Annotated in this window: 14 protein-coding genes; 10 read left to right on the top strand and 4 right to left on the bottom strand. The window is 60.8% G+C overall.

Annotated features, from left to right (window positions below; genetic code table 11):
• Positions 1 to 71 precede the first annotated feature (71 nt).
• Positions 72 to 923, bottom strand: a complete 852-nt coding sequence (locus HX868_RS03710; RefSeq protein ID WP_025857941.1) for a glycine betaine ABC transporter substrate-binding protein — start codon at positions 921 to 923, stop codon at positions 72 to 74.
• Between the two features lie 332 nt (positions 924 to 1,255).
• On the opposite strand from HX868_RS03710, the gene HX868_RS03705 reads away from it, so the two are divergent.
• Entirely contained in the window at positions 1,256 to 2,809 is a 1,554-nt protein-coding gene (locus tag HX868_RS03705; RefSeq protein WP_177001956.1) for a glycoside hydrolase family 17 protein, read from the top strand.
• Positions 2,810 to 2,902: 93 nt separating this feature from the next.
• Here HX868_RS03705 and HX868_RS03700 read toward each other — a convergent pair whose 3' ends face one another.
• Positions 2,903 to 3,271, bottom strand: a complete 369-nt coding sequence (locus tag HX868_RS03700) for a hypothetical protein (protein WP_177001955.1) — start codon at positions 3,269 to 3,271, stop codon at positions 2,903 to 2,905.
• 237 nt (positions 3,272 to 3,508) lie between these two features.
• Between HX868_RS03700 and HX868_RS03695 the strand changes: the two genes are divergently transcribed.
• From HX868_RS03695 to HX868_RS03685, 3 genes are all read left to right on the top strand, one after another.
• Positions 3,509 to 4,807, top strand: a complete 1,299-nt coding sequence (locus HX868_RS03695; RefSeq protein WP_016979570.1) for a serine protein kinase PrkA — start codon at positions 3,509 to 3,511, stop codon at positions 4,805 to 4,807.
• The gene (locus tag HX868_RS03690) at positions 4,800 to 5,588 is read left to right on the top strand and encodes an MlaA family lipoprotein (RefSeq protein ID WP_016979571.1); all 789 of its coding nucleotides are present in this window, start codon (positions 4,800 to 4,802) and stop codon (positions 5,586 to 5,588) included. The genes HX868_RS03695 and HX868_RS03690 overlap by 8 nt, the downstream gene beginning before the upstream one ends.
• Positions 5,589 to 6,008: 420 nt before the next feature.
• Positions 6,009 to 6,293 carry a hypothetical protein gene (locus HX868_RS03685; RefSeq protein ID WP_177001954.1) on the top strand — a complete coding sequence of 95 codons (285 nt, stop codon included), beginning with the start codon at positions 6,009 to 6,011 and terminating at the stop codon, positions 6,291 to 6,293.
• Between the two features lie 63 nt (positions 6,294 to 6,356).
• Here HX868_RS03685 and HX868_RS03680 read toward each other — a convergent pair whose 3' ends face one another.
• The gene (locus tag HX868_RS03680) at positions 6,357 to 7,271 is read right to left on the bottom strand and encodes a DUF808 domain-containing protein (RefSeq protein WP_177001953.1); all 915 of its coding nucleotides are present in this window, start codon (positions 7,269 to 7,271) and stop codon (positions 6,357 to 6,359) included.
• A gap of 134 nt (positions 7,272 to 7,405) precedes the next feature.
• On the opposite strand from HX868_RS03680, the gene HX868_RS03675 reads away from it, so the two are divergent.
• Entirely contained in the window at positions 7,406 to 8,011 is a 606-nt protein-coding gene (locus HX868_RS03675) for a TetR/AcrR family transcriptional regulator (RefSeq protein WP_177001952.1), read from the top strand.
• Between the two features lie 97 nt (positions 8,012 to 8,108).
• Here HX868_RS03675 and HX868_RS03670 read toward each other — a convergent pair whose 3' ends face one another.
• A complete protein-coding gene (locus tag HX868_RS03670) occupies positions 8,109 to 8,549 on the bottom strand; it encodes a GlcG/HbpS family heme-binding protein (protein WP_177001951.1) in 441 nt (146 codons plus the stop codon).
• A 256-nt stretch (positions 8,550 to 8,805) separates the two neighbouring features.
• Here HX868_RS03670 and gcl point away from each other — a divergent pair, with 256 nt between their 5' ends.
• The 5 genes from gcl to pyk all read left to right on the top strand — a co-directional run bounded on the left by gcl (position 8,806) and on the right by pyk (position 15,117).
• Entirely contained in the window at positions 8,806 to 10,581 is a 1,776-nt protein-coding gene (gcl, locus tag HX868_RS03665) for a glyoxylate carboligase (protein WP_016979576.1), read from the top strand.
• 10 nt (positions 10,582 to 10,591) lie between these two features.
• Positions 10,592 to 11,374: a hydroxypyruvate isomerase gene (gene hyi, locus HX868_RS03660; RefSeq protein WP_016979577.1), complete on the top strand. Its 783-nt coding sequence runs from the start codon at positions 10,592 to 10,594 to the stop codon at positions 11,372 to 11,374.
• A 17-nt stretch (positions 11,375 to 11,391) separates the two neighbouring features.
• Positions 11,392 to 12,282 carry a 2-hydroxy-3-oxopropionate reductase gene (locus HX868_RS03655; protein WP_071496242.1) on the top strand — a complete coding sequence of 297 codons (891 nt, stop codon included), beginning with the start codon at positions 11,392 to 11,394 and terminating at the stop codon, positions 12,280 to 12,282.
• Between the two features lie 149 nt (positions 12,283 to 12,431).
• On the top strand, positions 12,432 to 13,712 hold the full coding sequence (locus tag HX868_RS03650; protein WP_177001950.1) for a glycerate kinase type-2 family protein: 1,281 nt from the start codon (positions 12,432 to 12,434) through the stop codon (positions 13,710 to 13,712).
• Positions 13,702 to 15,117: a pyruvate kinase gene (gene pyk, locus HX868_RS03645; RefSeq protein ID WP_016979579.1), complete on the top strand. Its 1,416-nt coding sequence runs from the start codon at positions 13,702 to 13,704 to the stop codon at positions 15,115 to 15,117. Before HX868_RS03650 ends, pyk begins: the two co-directional genes overlap by 11 nt.
• Positions 15,118 to 15,144: the final 27 nt, after the last annotated feature.

Here is a 15,144-nt window from a genome sequence, read left to right as displayed (position 1 = left end):
CAAAAACGACAAAGCCCGCCTGGCGAAATCGCCAGGCGGGCTTGCAAGGTGCTAACTAGACGCTTCGGGTCTTATTTACCGGTCCACTCGGCGACGCGCTCAGGGTGCTTGGCGACCCAATCCTTGGCGGCGGCATCAGGCTTGGCGCCTTCTTGAATCGCCAGCATGACTTCGCCGATTTCATCCTTGGAGGCCCACTGGAATTTCTTCAGGAAGGCTGCGACTTCCGGCGCTTTCTTCTCCAGGCCCTTGCTGCCGATGCTGTTGACGGTTTCAGCAGCACCATAAATCCCTTTTGGGTCGTCCAGGAAACGCAGTTTCCACTTGGCGAACATCCAATGTGGCACCCAACCGGTGACCGCAATGGATTCCTGTTTGTCTTCGGCACGGGTCAACTCGGCGATCATCGCCGCACCCGAACTGGCTTGCAGTTTGTAATCGAGGCCGTACTGCTTGATGGCTTCGTCGGTCTTGAGCATCACGCCAGAACCGGCGTCGATGCCGACGATCTTGTTCTTGAAGGTGGTGTCGGTCTTGAGGTCTTCGATGGACTTGGCTTTGACATATTCCGGCACGATCAGGCCGATCTTTGCATCCTTGAAGTTGGGGCCGTAGTCGACCACCTTGTCCTTGTTCTTGGCCCAGTACTCACCGTGGGTGACCGGCAGCCAGGCGGAGAGCATCGCGTCGAGCTTGCCGGTGGCAACGCCTTGCCACATGATCCCGGTGGCGACGGCTTGCAGTTTCACGTCATAACCGAGCTTGGCCTTGATCACTTCTGCCGCCACGTGGGTGGTGGCCACGCTGTCGGACCAGCCGTCCACATAGCCGATGCTCAGGGTCTTGCTGTCGGCGCTGGCCAGTGTGGAGCTCATCGCAACTACCAGAGTGGCAGCTGCGCCCAAGAGTCGTCGCATCTTCATAGTACTTCCCCGAAAGTGCTGCGCCCGGCGGATGCCGAGCGACGTCAACCTGTTGTTATGTGGTGCACCGCGCCCCCTTCACGCGCATCGATCCGGTTGCAGTGGCATCAGTGGAGTGCTGACACTTCGATCATCAACCTGCCGGCCCCTTCGACCTGCTCTGTCAGCGACCTTATACAAGCAGGAAACGACATCACATAGCCAGTAGGGCGCTTTGTAGGACTTGACGTCAAAATCCCGCCCGAACTTTGCATGTCAAAATTATGCAGCCCCACTGGGACGGGGCAAATCCGGGTAAGATGCGCGCCTTTGCTCCTACAGTTAAGCCGACCATGCCCGCGACTGCCCGCTTCCCCGCCCTGCCCTATTTTTTCGCCTTGATCCTCGGCCTGCTGGCCCTGATCGGTTACTGGTATGGCCTTGGCCGGCCGGTGGTATTGCCCGACGTCGCCAGTGCCACGCACAAGATGCAGTGCGCGTCCTATACCCCTTTCGATAAAGACCAATCGCCGTTCGACCAGCCATTCACGCTGCGTCCGGAGCGCATGGACGCTGACCTCGCCCTGCTGGCGACCCGCTTCGAGTGCATCCGCACCTATTCCATGACCGGCCTGGAAGCCTTGCCGGACATGGCGCGCAAGCACGGGCTGAAGGTGATGGCCGGCGCCTGGGTAAGCAGTGACCCGGTGGCGACCGAAAAGGAGATCAACGAATTGATCGCCTCGGCCAACGCCCACCCGGATGTGGTGACGTCGGTGATCGTCGGCAACGAAGCGCTGCTGCGCAAGGAAGTCACCGCCACACAGCTGGTGAAGCTGATCCAGACCGTCAAAAGCCAGATCAAGCAGCCGGCAACCTACGCGGACGTATGGGAGTTCTGGCTGCAACACCCGGAAATCGCCCCGGCAGTGGACTTCCTTACCATCCACTTGCTGCCGTACTGGGAAGATGACCCGTCCGGCATCGACCAGGCCCTCAAGCACGTGGGCGATGTGCGCCAGACCTTCGGCAACAAGTTTGCCCCCAAGGACATCCTGATCGGTGAAACCGGCTGGCCAAGCGAAGGCCGCCAGCGCGAAACCGCCGTGCCGAGCCGGATCAATGAGGCCAAGTTCATGCGTGGTTTTGTGGCCATGGCCGAGGCCAATGGCTGGCACTACAACCTGATCGAAGCTTTTGACCAGCCGTGGAAGCGCGCGAGTGAAGGCGCCGTAGGGGGTTACTGGGGCCTGTTCGATGCGGATCGCCAGGACAAGGGCATCCTCGCCGGGCCGGTGACCAATGTGCCGTACTGGCCGCTGTGGTTGGGCGTCGGCGGGATTATCCTGCTGGGCACCCTGGCATTGGGTGGTCGCGTACGCAGCACGCGTGCCGCGCTTGCCCTGCCGTTGTTGGGCGCCGTTGCAGCCTGCTCCATTGGCACCTGGGCCGAGCTGACCCGCGTGACGGCGCGCTTCAATGATGAATGGGTGTGGGCTGGGTTGCTGCTGGTGTTGAACCTGCTGGTGCTGGCCCATGCGGCCTTGGCCTTGAGTGCACAGGAAGGTTGGCGTGAGCGGGCGTTCAACTGGCTGGAGCAACGCGCAGGTTGGCTGGTGGCGATCGCCGGATTTGCGGGGGCGGTGATGATGCTGGCATTGGTGTTTGATCCGCGCTATCGCAGCTTTCCGAGCGCGGCGCTGGTGTTGCCGGCGCTGGTGTACCTGGTGCGTCCGGTGACGGGACCGCGTCGGGAGATTGCGCTGCTGGCTTTTATCATCGGTGCGGGTATTGCACCGCAGTTGTATCGGGAAGGCCTGTTGAATCAGCAGGCGTGGGGTTGGGCGGTAGTTAGCCTGCTGATGGTTGTGGCTTTGTGGCGCTGCCTGCGCCAGCGCAAAATCTAACTGTAGGAGCCGGCTTGCCGGCGATGAGGCCTTTGAAATCACCTGTGATCCCAGGGACGCCATCGCCGGCAAGCCGGCTCCTACAGGGATTGGTCATATGTCCCTGGGCTTGCGCACCAACCGCAACCCCGCAATCACCACCGCAAACACCGCAAACGTGGTGTTGTACAACGCCAGTGCCGGCAACCCGAACACCATCCCCAGCACCGCCAGCCCCCACCCCGCCCGTCCCGGCACGAAAAACGCCAGCACCGACGTAATCAGCGCCGCCCAGCCCAGCACCTTGAAGTGAATCATCAACCCCAGGTTCGAACGCAACTGGCATTCCCAGCGGCTGGCCTCATCCGCGCAGATGCCCACCCACTGGCCATCTTCCATAAAGCCATAGCGCGCGCCATAACTGGCGGCCAGCCACAGCGGCAGGGCGATAAGCAGCAGTATCAACGGCAAACGACGGGACATTGGGGCACTCCGATAGGCAAAAACGGCGCTCAGCTTAATGCGCCAGTGGGCGTTAGCAAGGTGCATACACACAATTAATGTTTACCCACACGTGTCAAAGTGTATCGTCTGGCTACTATTACCCCGATTCCGACGTTATTTTCCGACTTTTCGTGCCGCGTGATGGCACTTCGGCGATAGGGCGGCGGTCATAGCCTGCGAACTTCATTAAGCACGTTTCCTCTTAGGGATTAAGTCATGCTCCGTTCCTTGCGCTGTGCTGCCCTGCTGGGCAGCCTTTTTCTGAGTGCGTCAGCACTGGCCGTCGACATTGACCAAGCCAGCTATGGCTACCCTTTGACCAACCCGTTTGAAGCGACCATCGCCACCACCCCGCCTGATCTTCGGCCAAAATTGCCGAGCGATGATGAGATCAATCAGTCCGATTACACCCTGAACATGCGCCCCGAGCGCGAATTCAGCCTGCCGGACAACTTTTGGGCGGTGAAGAAACTCACCTATCGCATCGCCAAACAGGATCGCGCCGCGCCGCTGATCTTCCTGATCGCGGGCACCGGTGCGCGCTTCGACAGCAGCATCAACGAATACCTGAAAAAGCTGTATTACCAGGCCGGCTACCACGTGGTGCAACTGTCGTCGCCGACCAGCTTCGACTTCATCAGTGCCGCCTCGCGCTTCGCCACGCCGGGGATCACCCAGGAAGACGCCGAAGACATGTACCGCGTGATGCAAGCCGTGCGCGCGCAGAACGCCTCGCTGCCGGTGACCGACTTCTACCTCACCGGCTACAGCCTTGGCGCCTTGGATGCGGCGTTCGTCAGTAAGCTGGACGAGACCCGCCGCAGTTTCAACTTCAAGAAAGTCTTGCTGCTCAATCCGCCGGTCAACCTCTACACCTCGATCACCAACCTCGACAAGCTGGTGCAGACCGAGGTCAAGGGCATCAACAACACCACTACCTTTTATGAGCTGGTGCTGAACAAGCTGACCCGCTACTTCCAGCAAAAGGGCTACATCGACCTCAACGACGCCCTGCTCTACGACTTCCAGCAATCCAAGCAGCACCTGAGCAACGAACAGATGGCCATGCTGATCGGCACCTCGTTCCGTTTTTCGGCAGCTGACATTGCCTTTACCTCGGACCTGATCAACCGTCGCGGCCTGATCATCCCACCCAAATACCCGATCACCGAAGGCACCAGCCTCACGCCGTTCCTCAAGCGTGCGCTGCAGTGCGACTTCGATTGCTACCTCACCGAACAGGTGATCCCGATGTGGCGCGCCCGCTCCGACGGCGGCAGCCTGTTGCAACTGATCGACCAGGTCAGCCTGTACGCCCTCAAGGACTACCTGCACACCAGCCCGAAAATCGCCGTGATGCACAACGCCGACGATGTGATCCTCGGCCCGGGCGACCTCGGTTTCCTGCGTAAAACCTTCGGCGATCGCTTGACCGTCTACCCGCTGGGCGGCCATTGCGGCAACCTCAATTACCGCGTCAACGCCGACGCCATGCTGGAGTTCTTCCGTGGCTAAATATCTTCTGCTGCTTGCCGCCTTGATGTGCGCAGGCGTGGCCAATGCCGACAACAGCAAGGCCCACGAGCCAGTCAAGGTCGATTCCGATGGTTTCAAGGAACCGCTGACCAAACTCAAGTTCAACCCCGGCCTGGACCAGCGCGAGTTCGAGCGTTCGTCGCTCACCGCACTCAACGTGTACGACCCGCTGGAGTCGTGGAACCGTCGCGTGTACCACTTCAACTACCGCTTCGACCAGTGGGTGTTCCTGCCGGTGGTCGACGGCTACCGCTACGTCACCCCGAGCTTCCTGCGTACCGGCGTGAGCAACTTCTTCAACAACCTGGGCGACGTGCCCAACCTGTTGAACAGCCTGCTGCAACTCAAGGGGCACCGCTCGCTGGAAACCACCGGCCGCCTACTGGTCAACACCACTATTGGCATCGCTGGCCTATGGGACCCAGCGACCGCCATGGGCCTGCCGCGCCAGAGCGAAGACTTTGGCCAGACCTTGGGCTTCTACGGCGTACCCGGCGGCGCGTATCTGGTGCTGCCGATCTTCGGCCCATCGAACCTGCGCGACACCACCGGCCTGATCGTCGACTACGGCGCAGAAACCCAGATCAATTTCCTCAATGTGTCCGAAGTCAGCTCCAACCACCCGGAAATCTGGGCGTTGCGTGCGGTGGACAAACGTTATCAGACCAGCTTCCGTTATGGTCAGATGAACTCGCCGTTCGAATATGAAAAGGTTCGATATATATATACCGAATCACGCAAACTACAGATCGCTGAATAGGGTCAAGTAGGCAAGATCAAAAAAGGCTGTCCGATAACTTCGAACAGCCTTTTTTATAAGGCATTATAAAGTTACACATATCTGGTCACTTAGCTACATGGAACTTCCCCGTACATAAACTCACTTACTAGGGGCGATCCATGTTCGAATCACTCAACGTCGAGAGCATGGAATGATTCAGTAACTTTCAATGAGAAACAGATTTTTATGATAAAGCTTCCAGATTCAAATGCAGTACCTCGCGGCCCTATGCTACCCCACTGGGTAGTCCCTACCCCGCCGCGATACCCTTCGGACGCACCCACCGCAAATACGGGCCGTACACCGAATGACCAACGTTCAGCGGAAAAGATCGCCAGCCATCCGTTGTTCGCCTCGTTAAAACACTACCCAAAAATAATAGAGGACTTTAAGATCCAAGTGGGTGGCGACTGGAACGATAGCAAACTTGATCCGGACACTCGAGCTAACATCGCGGCAAATGCCGAGCGCGTACTTATATATATGGACAGCCTCGGAGGCGCGTACTCCAAGGTCAACAATAATAAAATCGACGGTAAAAACATCGGCATCACGCTTCCTCTCCCCGAGAAATTTCGTGGTCCGGAATCTGAAGTCGCCTTATTCTCCGAAGCGTGGCGGCTGCTGGACTTTTCCAAAGACGGTTACTCAGCGCTGATGCGCCCTCCTTTACCGCCGCTGTAACTCGGTGAATTGATACGATCGCACCGGGCGCAAGCTGTCTGAACAGCGCCCGCCCGGTGCACTTCATGCCTTTATCGTACGCCAGCCTCTGCTCACGGCTATCACCCCCAACAGCACCATCGCCCCGGCAACGATCCCCGCCATGCCATTCAGCAGCGTCGGCACCAACCACTCCACACCGCCCGCGCCTTGGCTGACGGTCTCGATCCAGTGATGCACCGCAGGAACCCCATGGGTAAGAATCCCGCCGCCGACCAAAAACATCGCCGCCGTACCAATCACCGACAGGCTCTTCATCATGTAAGGCGCCGCACGCAGGATGGCGCCGCCGATGCTGCGCGCGACCTGGCCGGGTTTCTGCGTGAGCCACAAGCCCAGGTCATCCAGCTTGACGATGCCCGCTACCAGCCCGTAGACGCCCACCGTCATGACGATGGCAATGCCGGAGAGCACGATGACCTGCTGCATCAACGGTGCATCCGCCACGGTGCCCAGGGTGATCGCGATGATTTCGGCAGAAAGGATGAAGTCCGTGCGGATCGCGCCCTTGATCTTGTCCTTCTCGAAGGCCACCAGGTCGGTGGCCGGATTCGCCACCGCCTCGACCCGCTGTGAGTGCTCAGCCTGGTCTTCGTCCTTGCTGTGCAGGAATTTATGCGCCAGCTTCTCGAAGCCTTCGAAGCACAGGTAGGCACCGCCGAGCATCAGCAATGGCGTAACCGCCCACGGCGCGAACGCGCTGATCAAGAGCGCCGTCGGCACCAGGATCAACTTGTTGACGAACGACCCCTTGGCCACCGCCCACACCACAGGAATTTCCCGCTCGGCACGCACGCCGGAAACCTGTTGGGCATTAAGGGCGAGGTCATCACCCAAGACGCCAGCGGTCTTCTTTGCCGCCATTTTTGTCATCAGGGCAACGTCATCGAGTACCGCGGCGATATCGTCGATCAACACCAACAAGCTGCTTCCTGCCATGAATCGGGCTTCCGTATGAGTGGGATGGGCCGAGCATAGCGCGGCGCAAGGCCCTGCGGGCAGATTGTTGAGGCTCGCGGATGGCCGGTGCTACCATGCGCAACCGCCAGTCTTGGCAAGGAAACTCCAGGTTTATGAGCACCATTCGCGAGCGCAACAAAGAAAAAATCCTGCGGGCGGCCAGCGAGGAGTTTGCCGACAAGGGCTTCGCCGCGACCAAAACCAGCGACATCGCCGCCAAGGCCGGGCTGCCCAAGCCGAACGTCTATTACTACTTCAAGTCCAAGGACAACCTCTACCGCGAGGTGCTCGAAAGCATTATCGAGCCGATCCTGGCCGCCTCCACACCGTTCAACCCGGAGGGCGAGCCCAAAGAAGTGCTGAGCAACTACATCCGCTCAAAAATCCGCATCTCCCGCGACCTGCCGTTTGCCTCCAAGGTCTTCGCCAGCGAAATCATGCACGGCGCCCCGCACCTCAGCGCCGACCAGGTCGAACAGCTGAACGCCCAGGCCAAGCACAACATCACGTGCATCCAGAACTGGGTAGATCGCGGCCTGATCGCGCCGATTGACCCCAACCACTTGATGTTCAGTATCTGGGCAGCCACGCAGACGTATGCGGATTTCGACTGGCAGATCTCGGCGGTGACCGGGAAGGCCAAGCTGGATGAGGCGGATTATGAGGCGGCGGCGCAGACCATCATCCGGCTGGTGCTCAAGGGCTGCGAGCCGGACTGACGTTGTAGGAGCCGGCTTGCCGGCGATGAGACTTTCATATTCTGCGGCGCTCTTTCGAGCGCCATCGCCGGCAAGCCGGCTCCTACAAAGGGTGGTTTCAGGCTGATACGCCGGCGTCTGCCAATAGCCCGATCTCCTCGATCGCCGTAATCGCACACTGCTCATCAATGTCCGACGTATCCCCGCTGATCCCGATCGCTCCCAGCACCACGCCCTCCTGACTCCGAATCAACACGCCACCTGGCGCCGGAACAACGCTGCCCTGCCCCAAACTGTTCAACGCCGCGATAAACGCCGGGCGCTGCTGCGCGTCCAGCGCCAGCAGGCGTGAGCCTTTGCCCAGAGCGATCGCGCCCCAAGCCTTGCCGATGGCGATTTGCGGGCGCAGCAGGCTGGCACCGTCTTCTCGTTGCAAGGTGACCAAATGCCCGCCGCTGTCGAGCACAGCGATAGTCAGCGGTGCAGCCGAGATAGTGCGCCCTGCACTGAGGGCCTGGCTGGCCAGTTGGGTGGCGAGTTTCAAGGTTAAAGCGCTCATGGTGCCGTCCTTCTTTTGTTATTGGGAAACCGGTGGAGGTCTGAATGATCAGATGCTCGATCAAACAAATAGAACACAATGACTTTAGTTTTTGTATACAATATTTTCGCACAAAGGCTCCATACGTCGAAAAAAGCCGTTCCGACCAACGCATAGGCCAGTTTATAAAATGCATTGACCTACGCCGCTCGCCGTGAATACACTTTGTCCAGACACCACTTGTATACAATTACAAAACGCAAGAGGCACCAAAATCATGAGCAAAATGAGAGCAATCGAAGCCGCCGTCCTGGTGATGCGTCGCGAAGGTGTGGACACCGCCTTCGGTATCCCAGGCGCCGCGATCAACCCGCTGTATTCGGCCTTGCAGAAAGTGGGTGGCATCGATCACGTCCTTGCTCGCCACGTTGAAGGCGCCTCCCACATGGCCGAGGGTTACACCCGCACCAAGGCCGGCAATATCGGCGTGTGCATCGGCACCTCGGGCCCGGCAGGTACCGACATGGTCACCGGCCTGTACAGCGCCTCGGCCGACTCGATCCCGATCCTGTGCATCACCGGTCAAGCGCCCCGCGCCCGCATGCACAAGGAAGACTTCCAGGCCGTGGACATCACCAGCATCGTCAAGCCGGTGACCAAGTGGGCGACCACCGTGCTGGAGCCAGGCCAAGTGCCGTACGCCTTCCAGAAAGCCTTCTATGAAATGCGCTCCGGCCGCCCAGGCCCGGTGTTGATCGACCTGCCGTTCGACGTGCAGATGGCCGAGATTGAATTCGACATCGACGCCTACCAACCCCTGCCCCTGGCCAAGCCACTGGCCACCCGCGTGCAGGTGGAAAAAGCCCTGGCGCTGCTGGACCAGGCCGAGCGCCCACTGTTGGTCAGCGGTGGCGGCGTAATCAACGCCGACGCCAGCGAATTGCTGGTTGAATTCGCTGAACTGACCGGCATCCCGGTGATCCCGACCCTGATGGGCTGGGGCACCATTCCGGACGATCACCCACAGATGGTCGGCATGGTCGGTCTGCAGACGTCCCACCGTTATGGCAACGCGACGATGCTCAAGTCGGACGTGGTGCTGGGCATCGGTAACCGTTGGGCCAACCGCCACACCGGTTCGGTCGAGGTGTACACCGAGGGCCGCAAGTTCATCCACGTCGACATCGAGCCGACCCAGATTGGCCGCGTCTTCACCCCGGACCTGGGCATCGTTTCCGACGCCGGTTCCGCGCTGACTATGTTTATTGAAGTGGCCCGTGAGTGGAAAGCCGCCGGCAAGCTCAAGGACCGCAGCGCCTGGCTCAATGACTGCCAGCAGCGCAAAGCCACCCTGCACCGCAAGACTCACTTCGACAACGTGCCGGTCAAGCCACAGCGCGTGTATGAAGAAATGAACCAGGTGTTCGGCAAAGACACCTGCTACGTCAGCACCATCGGCCTGTCGCAGATTGCCGGCGCGCAGTTCCTGCACGTGTACAAGCCACGCCACTGGATCAACTGCGGCCAGGCCGGCCCGTTGGGTTGGACCATCCCCGCCGCGCTCGGCGTGGTCAAGGCTGACCCGAGCCGCAAAGTGGTGGCGCTGTCCGGCGACTACGACTTCCAGTTCATGATCGAAGAACTGGCCGTGGGCGCACAGTTCAAGCTGCCGTACATCCACGTGGTGGTGAACAACTCCTACCTCGGCCTGATCCGCCAGGCTCAGCGCGGGTTTGAAATGGACTACTGCGTGCAGCTGTCCTTCGACAACCTCAATGCCCCGGAACTCAACGGCTATGGCGTAGACCACGTGGCCGTCGCCGAAGGCCTGGGTTGCAAGGCCTTGCGTGTGTTCGAGCCGAGCCAGATCGCGCCGGCCCTGCGCCGCGCCGAGGAAATGATCGAAGAATTCAAGGTGCCGGTGATCGTTGAGATTATTCTGGAGCGCGTGACCAATATTTCCATGGGCACCGAGATCAACGCCGTCAACGAATTCGAAGATCTGGCACTGGTCGGCAACGATGCGCCGACTGCCATTTCCCTGCTCGATTAAGGAGAACCTTATGCCGCGTTTCGCCGCCAACCTGTCCATGCTGTTTACCGAACAGGACTTTCTTGCCCGTTTCAAAGCGGCCGCCGACGCTGGCTTCCAAGGCGTCGAGTACCTGTTCCCCTATGAATTCAGCTCTGCCGAAATCAAGGCGCAACTCGACGCCAACGGCTTGACCCAGGTGCTGTTCAACCTGCCGGCCGGTGACTGGGCCAAGGGCGAACGCGGCCTGGCCTGCCACCCGGACCGGGTCGAGGAGTTCCGTGCCGGGGTCAAGCTGGCCATCGCCTACGCCCAGGTGCTGGGCAACACCCAGATCAACTGCCTGGCGGGCATCCGGCCACAAGGCGTGGATGACGAAACCCTGGAAAAAACCTTCGTCGCCAACCTCAAGTACGCCGCCGAAAAGCTGCAAGCGGTGGGCATCAAGCTGGTGATGGAAGCGATCAACACGCGCGACATCCCAGGCTTCTACCTGAACAACACGGCGCAAGCCCTGTCGATTCGCGAACAGGTGGGCAGCGCCAACCTGTTCCTGCAGTACGACATCTATCACATGCAAATCATGGAAGGCGACCTGGCCCGCACCATGGCCGCGCACCTGGGTGAGATCAACCACATCCAGCTGGCGGACAACCCAGGGCGCAACGAGCCGGGCACCGGTGAGATCAACTACCGCTTCCTGTTCGAACATTTGGACCGCATCGGTTACGCGGGTTGGGTCGGCTGTGAGTACAAGCCGTTGACCACCACCGAAGCGGGTTTGGGTTGGTTGAAGACCCACAACGCCATCTAATAAAAGAGGATTCTTTCATGGCTAAAATCGGATTCATCGGCACTGGCATCATGGGCCAACCCATGGCCGCGAACCTGCAGAAAGCAGGTCACCAACTGTTCCTCTCCGAGCACCACGGCAAGGCGCCGCAAGCGCTGATCGACGCAGGCGCCGTGGCCCTGGCCAACCCGCAGCAAGTGGCGCAGGAAGCCGAGTTCATCATTGTGATGGTCCCGGACACCCCGCAGGTCGACGACGTACTGTTCCGCAAAGACGGTGTCGCAGCCGGCCTGTCGCCAAACAAAGTGGTGATCGACATGAGTTCGATCTCCCCCACCGCCACCAAGGCCTTCGCCGCGAAGATCAACGAGACCGGCGCGCAGTACCTGGATGCACCTGTGTCCGGTGGTGAAGTCGGCGCCAAGGCTGGCACCCTGAGCATCATGATCGGTGGCGAGCCGCAGACCTTCGAACGCGCGCTGCCGCTGTTCCAGGCCATGGGCAAGAACATCACGTTGGTGGGCGGCAATGGCGATGGCCAGACCGCCAAGGTCGCCAACCAGATCATCGTCGCGCTGAACATCCAGGCGGTGGCGGAAGCACTGCTGTTCGCCTCCAAGAACGGCGCCGACCCAGCCAAGGTGCGTGAAGCGCTGATGGGGGGGTTTGCTTCGTCGAAAATCCTCGAAGTGCATGGCGAGCGCATGATCAAGGGCACCTTTGATCCGGGCTTTCGCATCAACCTGCACCAGAAGGACCTCAACCTGGCGCTGGCCGGTGCCAAGGAACTGGGGATCAACCTGCCGAACACCGCCGGTACGCAGCAGGTGTTCAGTACGTGCACCGCGATTGGCGGCGGCAACTGGGACCACTCGGCGCTGATCAAAGGCCTGGAACATATGGCGAATTTCTCGATTCGCGATAAATAACCCTGCGACACACCACCTGTAGGAGCCGGCTTGCCGGCGATGGGGCCAGCTGCATTTTGCACCAGGCTGAGACCGCCATCGCCGGCAAGCCGGGCTCCTACAGGGTTTCATCGTACTTCCAATAATAAGAATTCCCCGGGAGCCCGCTTATGTCGGTCGATCCGCAACATCTGCTTCGCGAGCTGTTTGCCACAGCCATCGACGCCGCCCACCCCCGGCAAGTCCTTGAACCCTACCTGCCCGCCGACCGCAGCGGCCGTGTGATCGTGATCGGTGCCGGCAAAGCCGCCGCTGCCATGGCGCTGGTCGTGGAGAACTGCTGGCACGGCGAAGTCACTGGTCTGGTCGTCACCCGTTACGGCCACGGCGCGCCGTGCAAGACAATCGAAGTGGTCGAAGCCGCTCACCCAGTGCCCGACGCTGCCGGCCTGGCCGTGGCCCAACGTGTGCTGGCACTGATCAGCAACCTGACGGAAGACGACCGCGTGATCTTCCTGTTGTCCGGCGGTGGCTCTGCGCTGTTGGCGCTGCCCGCCGAAGGCATCACCCTGGCCGACAAACAGGCCATCAACAAAGCCCTGCTCAAATCCGGCGCGACCATCGGCGAGATGAATTGCGTGCGCAAACACCTCTCGGCCATCAAGGGCGGCCGACTGGCGAAAGCCGCATGGCCAGCCACGGTCTACACCTACGCGATTTCCGATGTGCCCGGCGACCAAGCCACGGTGATCGCGTCCGGCCCCACGGTCGGCGACCCGAGCACGTCGCAACAGGCGCTGGCGATCCTAAAGCGTTACAACATCGACGCCCCCGCCTCGGTGCGCAACTGGTTGCAGAACCCGGCCTCGGAAACCGTCAAGCCCGGCGACCCGGTACTCGCCCGCAGCCACTTCCAATTGATCGCCCGACCCCAGCAATCCCTGGAAGCGGTGGCGGTAAAAGTCCGTCAGGCCGGGTTCAGCCCGTTGATCCTCGGCGACCTGGAAGGCGAAGCACGGGACGTGGCCAAGGTGCACGCCGGCATCGCCCGGCAGATCGTCCAGCACGGCCAGCCGCTGGCGGCGCCGTGCGTGATCCTCTCCGGCGGCGAAACCACCGTGACCGTGCGCGGCAATGGCCGTGGCGGGCGCAATGCGGAATTCCTGTTGAGCCTCACCGACAGCCTCAAGGGCCTGCCCGGCGTGTACGCGCTAGCCGGTGACACCGACGGCATCGACGGTTCGGAAGACAACGCCGGCGCGATTATGACGCCGTGCAGTTATTCGCGCGCCGAAGCCCTCGGGCTGTCGGCCAGCGATGAGTTGGATAACAACAACGGCTACGGCTATTTCGCCGCCCTCGACGGCTTGATCATCACCGAGCCCACGCGCACCAACGTCAACGACTTCCGCGCCATCCTGATCCTTGAGACTGCCAAACATGACGCCTGACAAGAAGGTCAAAATCCTCGCCACCCTGGGCCCGGCCACCGACGGTATCGACGACATCCGCGAGCTGGTGGAAGCCGGGGTAAACATCTTCCGGCTCAATTTCAGCCACGGCGACCACGCCGACCATGCCCAACGCTACCAATGGATTCGCCAGGTCGAGCGCCAGCTGAATTATCCGCTGGGCATCCTCATGGACCTGCAAGGGCCGAAGCTGCGGGTCGGGCGTTTTGCCGAGGGCAAAGTGCAACTGGTACGCGGCCAGGCGTTGCGCCTGGACCTGGACGAAACACCGGGCGACCAGCGCCGGGTCAACCTGCCCCACCCGGAAATCATCGCGGCGCTGGAACCCGGCATGGACCTGCTGCTGGACGATGGCAAGCTGCGCCTGCGGGTGATCACCAAACATGCCGACGCCATCGACACCACCGTGCTCAATGGCGGTGAATTGTCTGATCGCAAAGGCGTGAATGTCCCACAAGCCCTGTTGGAACTCAGCCCACTGACCGCCAAGGACCGGCGCGATTTGAGCTTCGGCCTGGAGCTGGGCGTGGACTGGGTGGCGCTGTCGTTCGTGCAGCGTCCGGAAGACATTCGCGAAGCCCGCGAGCTGATCGGCGACAAGGCGTTCCTGATGGCCAAGATCGAGAAGCCCTCGGCCGTGCAGCGCCTGCAGGAAATTGCCGAACTGAGCGATGCGATCATGGTGGCCAGAGGCGACCTGGGCGTTGAAGTGCCCGCCGAGAGCGTGCCGCAGATCCAGAAGGACATCATCAGCACCTGCCGCCAACTGGGTAAACCGGTGGTGGTGGCGACGCAGATGCTGGAGTCGATGCGCTTCTCGCCGGCACCGACCCGTGCCGAAGTCACCGATGTCGCCAATGCCGTGGCCGAAGGCGCGGACGCGGTGATGCTGTCGGCCGAAACCGCCTCCGGCGAATACCCGCTGGAAGCCGTGCAGATGATGAGCAAGATCATCCGCCAGGTGGAAAACGGTCCGGATTACCAGGCGCAACTGGATGTCAGCCGACCGAAGGCGGATGCCACGGTATCGGACGCCATCAGCTGCGCGATCCGCCGTATCAGCAGCATTCTGCCGGTGGCGGTGCTGGTGAACTACAGCGAGTCGGGCAGCTCCAGCCTGCGCGCGGCACGGGAACGGCCGGTCGCGCCGATCCTCAACCTCACACCCAACCTGTCCACGGCGCGGCGGTTGAGCGTGGCGTGGGGCGTGCATTCGGTGGTCAATGACCGGCTGCGCCAGGTGGATGAGGTGTGCTCCACGGCGCTGGAGATTGCCCAGGCGCAGGGTATGGCGGAGCGTGGGGATACGTTGGTGATTACGGCGGGGGTGCCGTTTGGGCAGCCGGGGTCGACCAACTCGCTGCGCATCGAAACCTTGATCTAACACACCCCCTTGTAGGAGCCGGCTTGC

Origin of the sequence: Pseudomonas reactans (assembly GCF_013385825.1) — a bacterium.
GTDB classification, from domain to species: Bacteria; Pseudomonadota; Gammaproteobacteria; order Pseudomonadales; family Pseudomonadaceae; genus Aquipseudomonas; species Aquipseudomonas reactans.
This window is presented reverse-complemented; position numbering and strand designations above follow the sequence as displayed.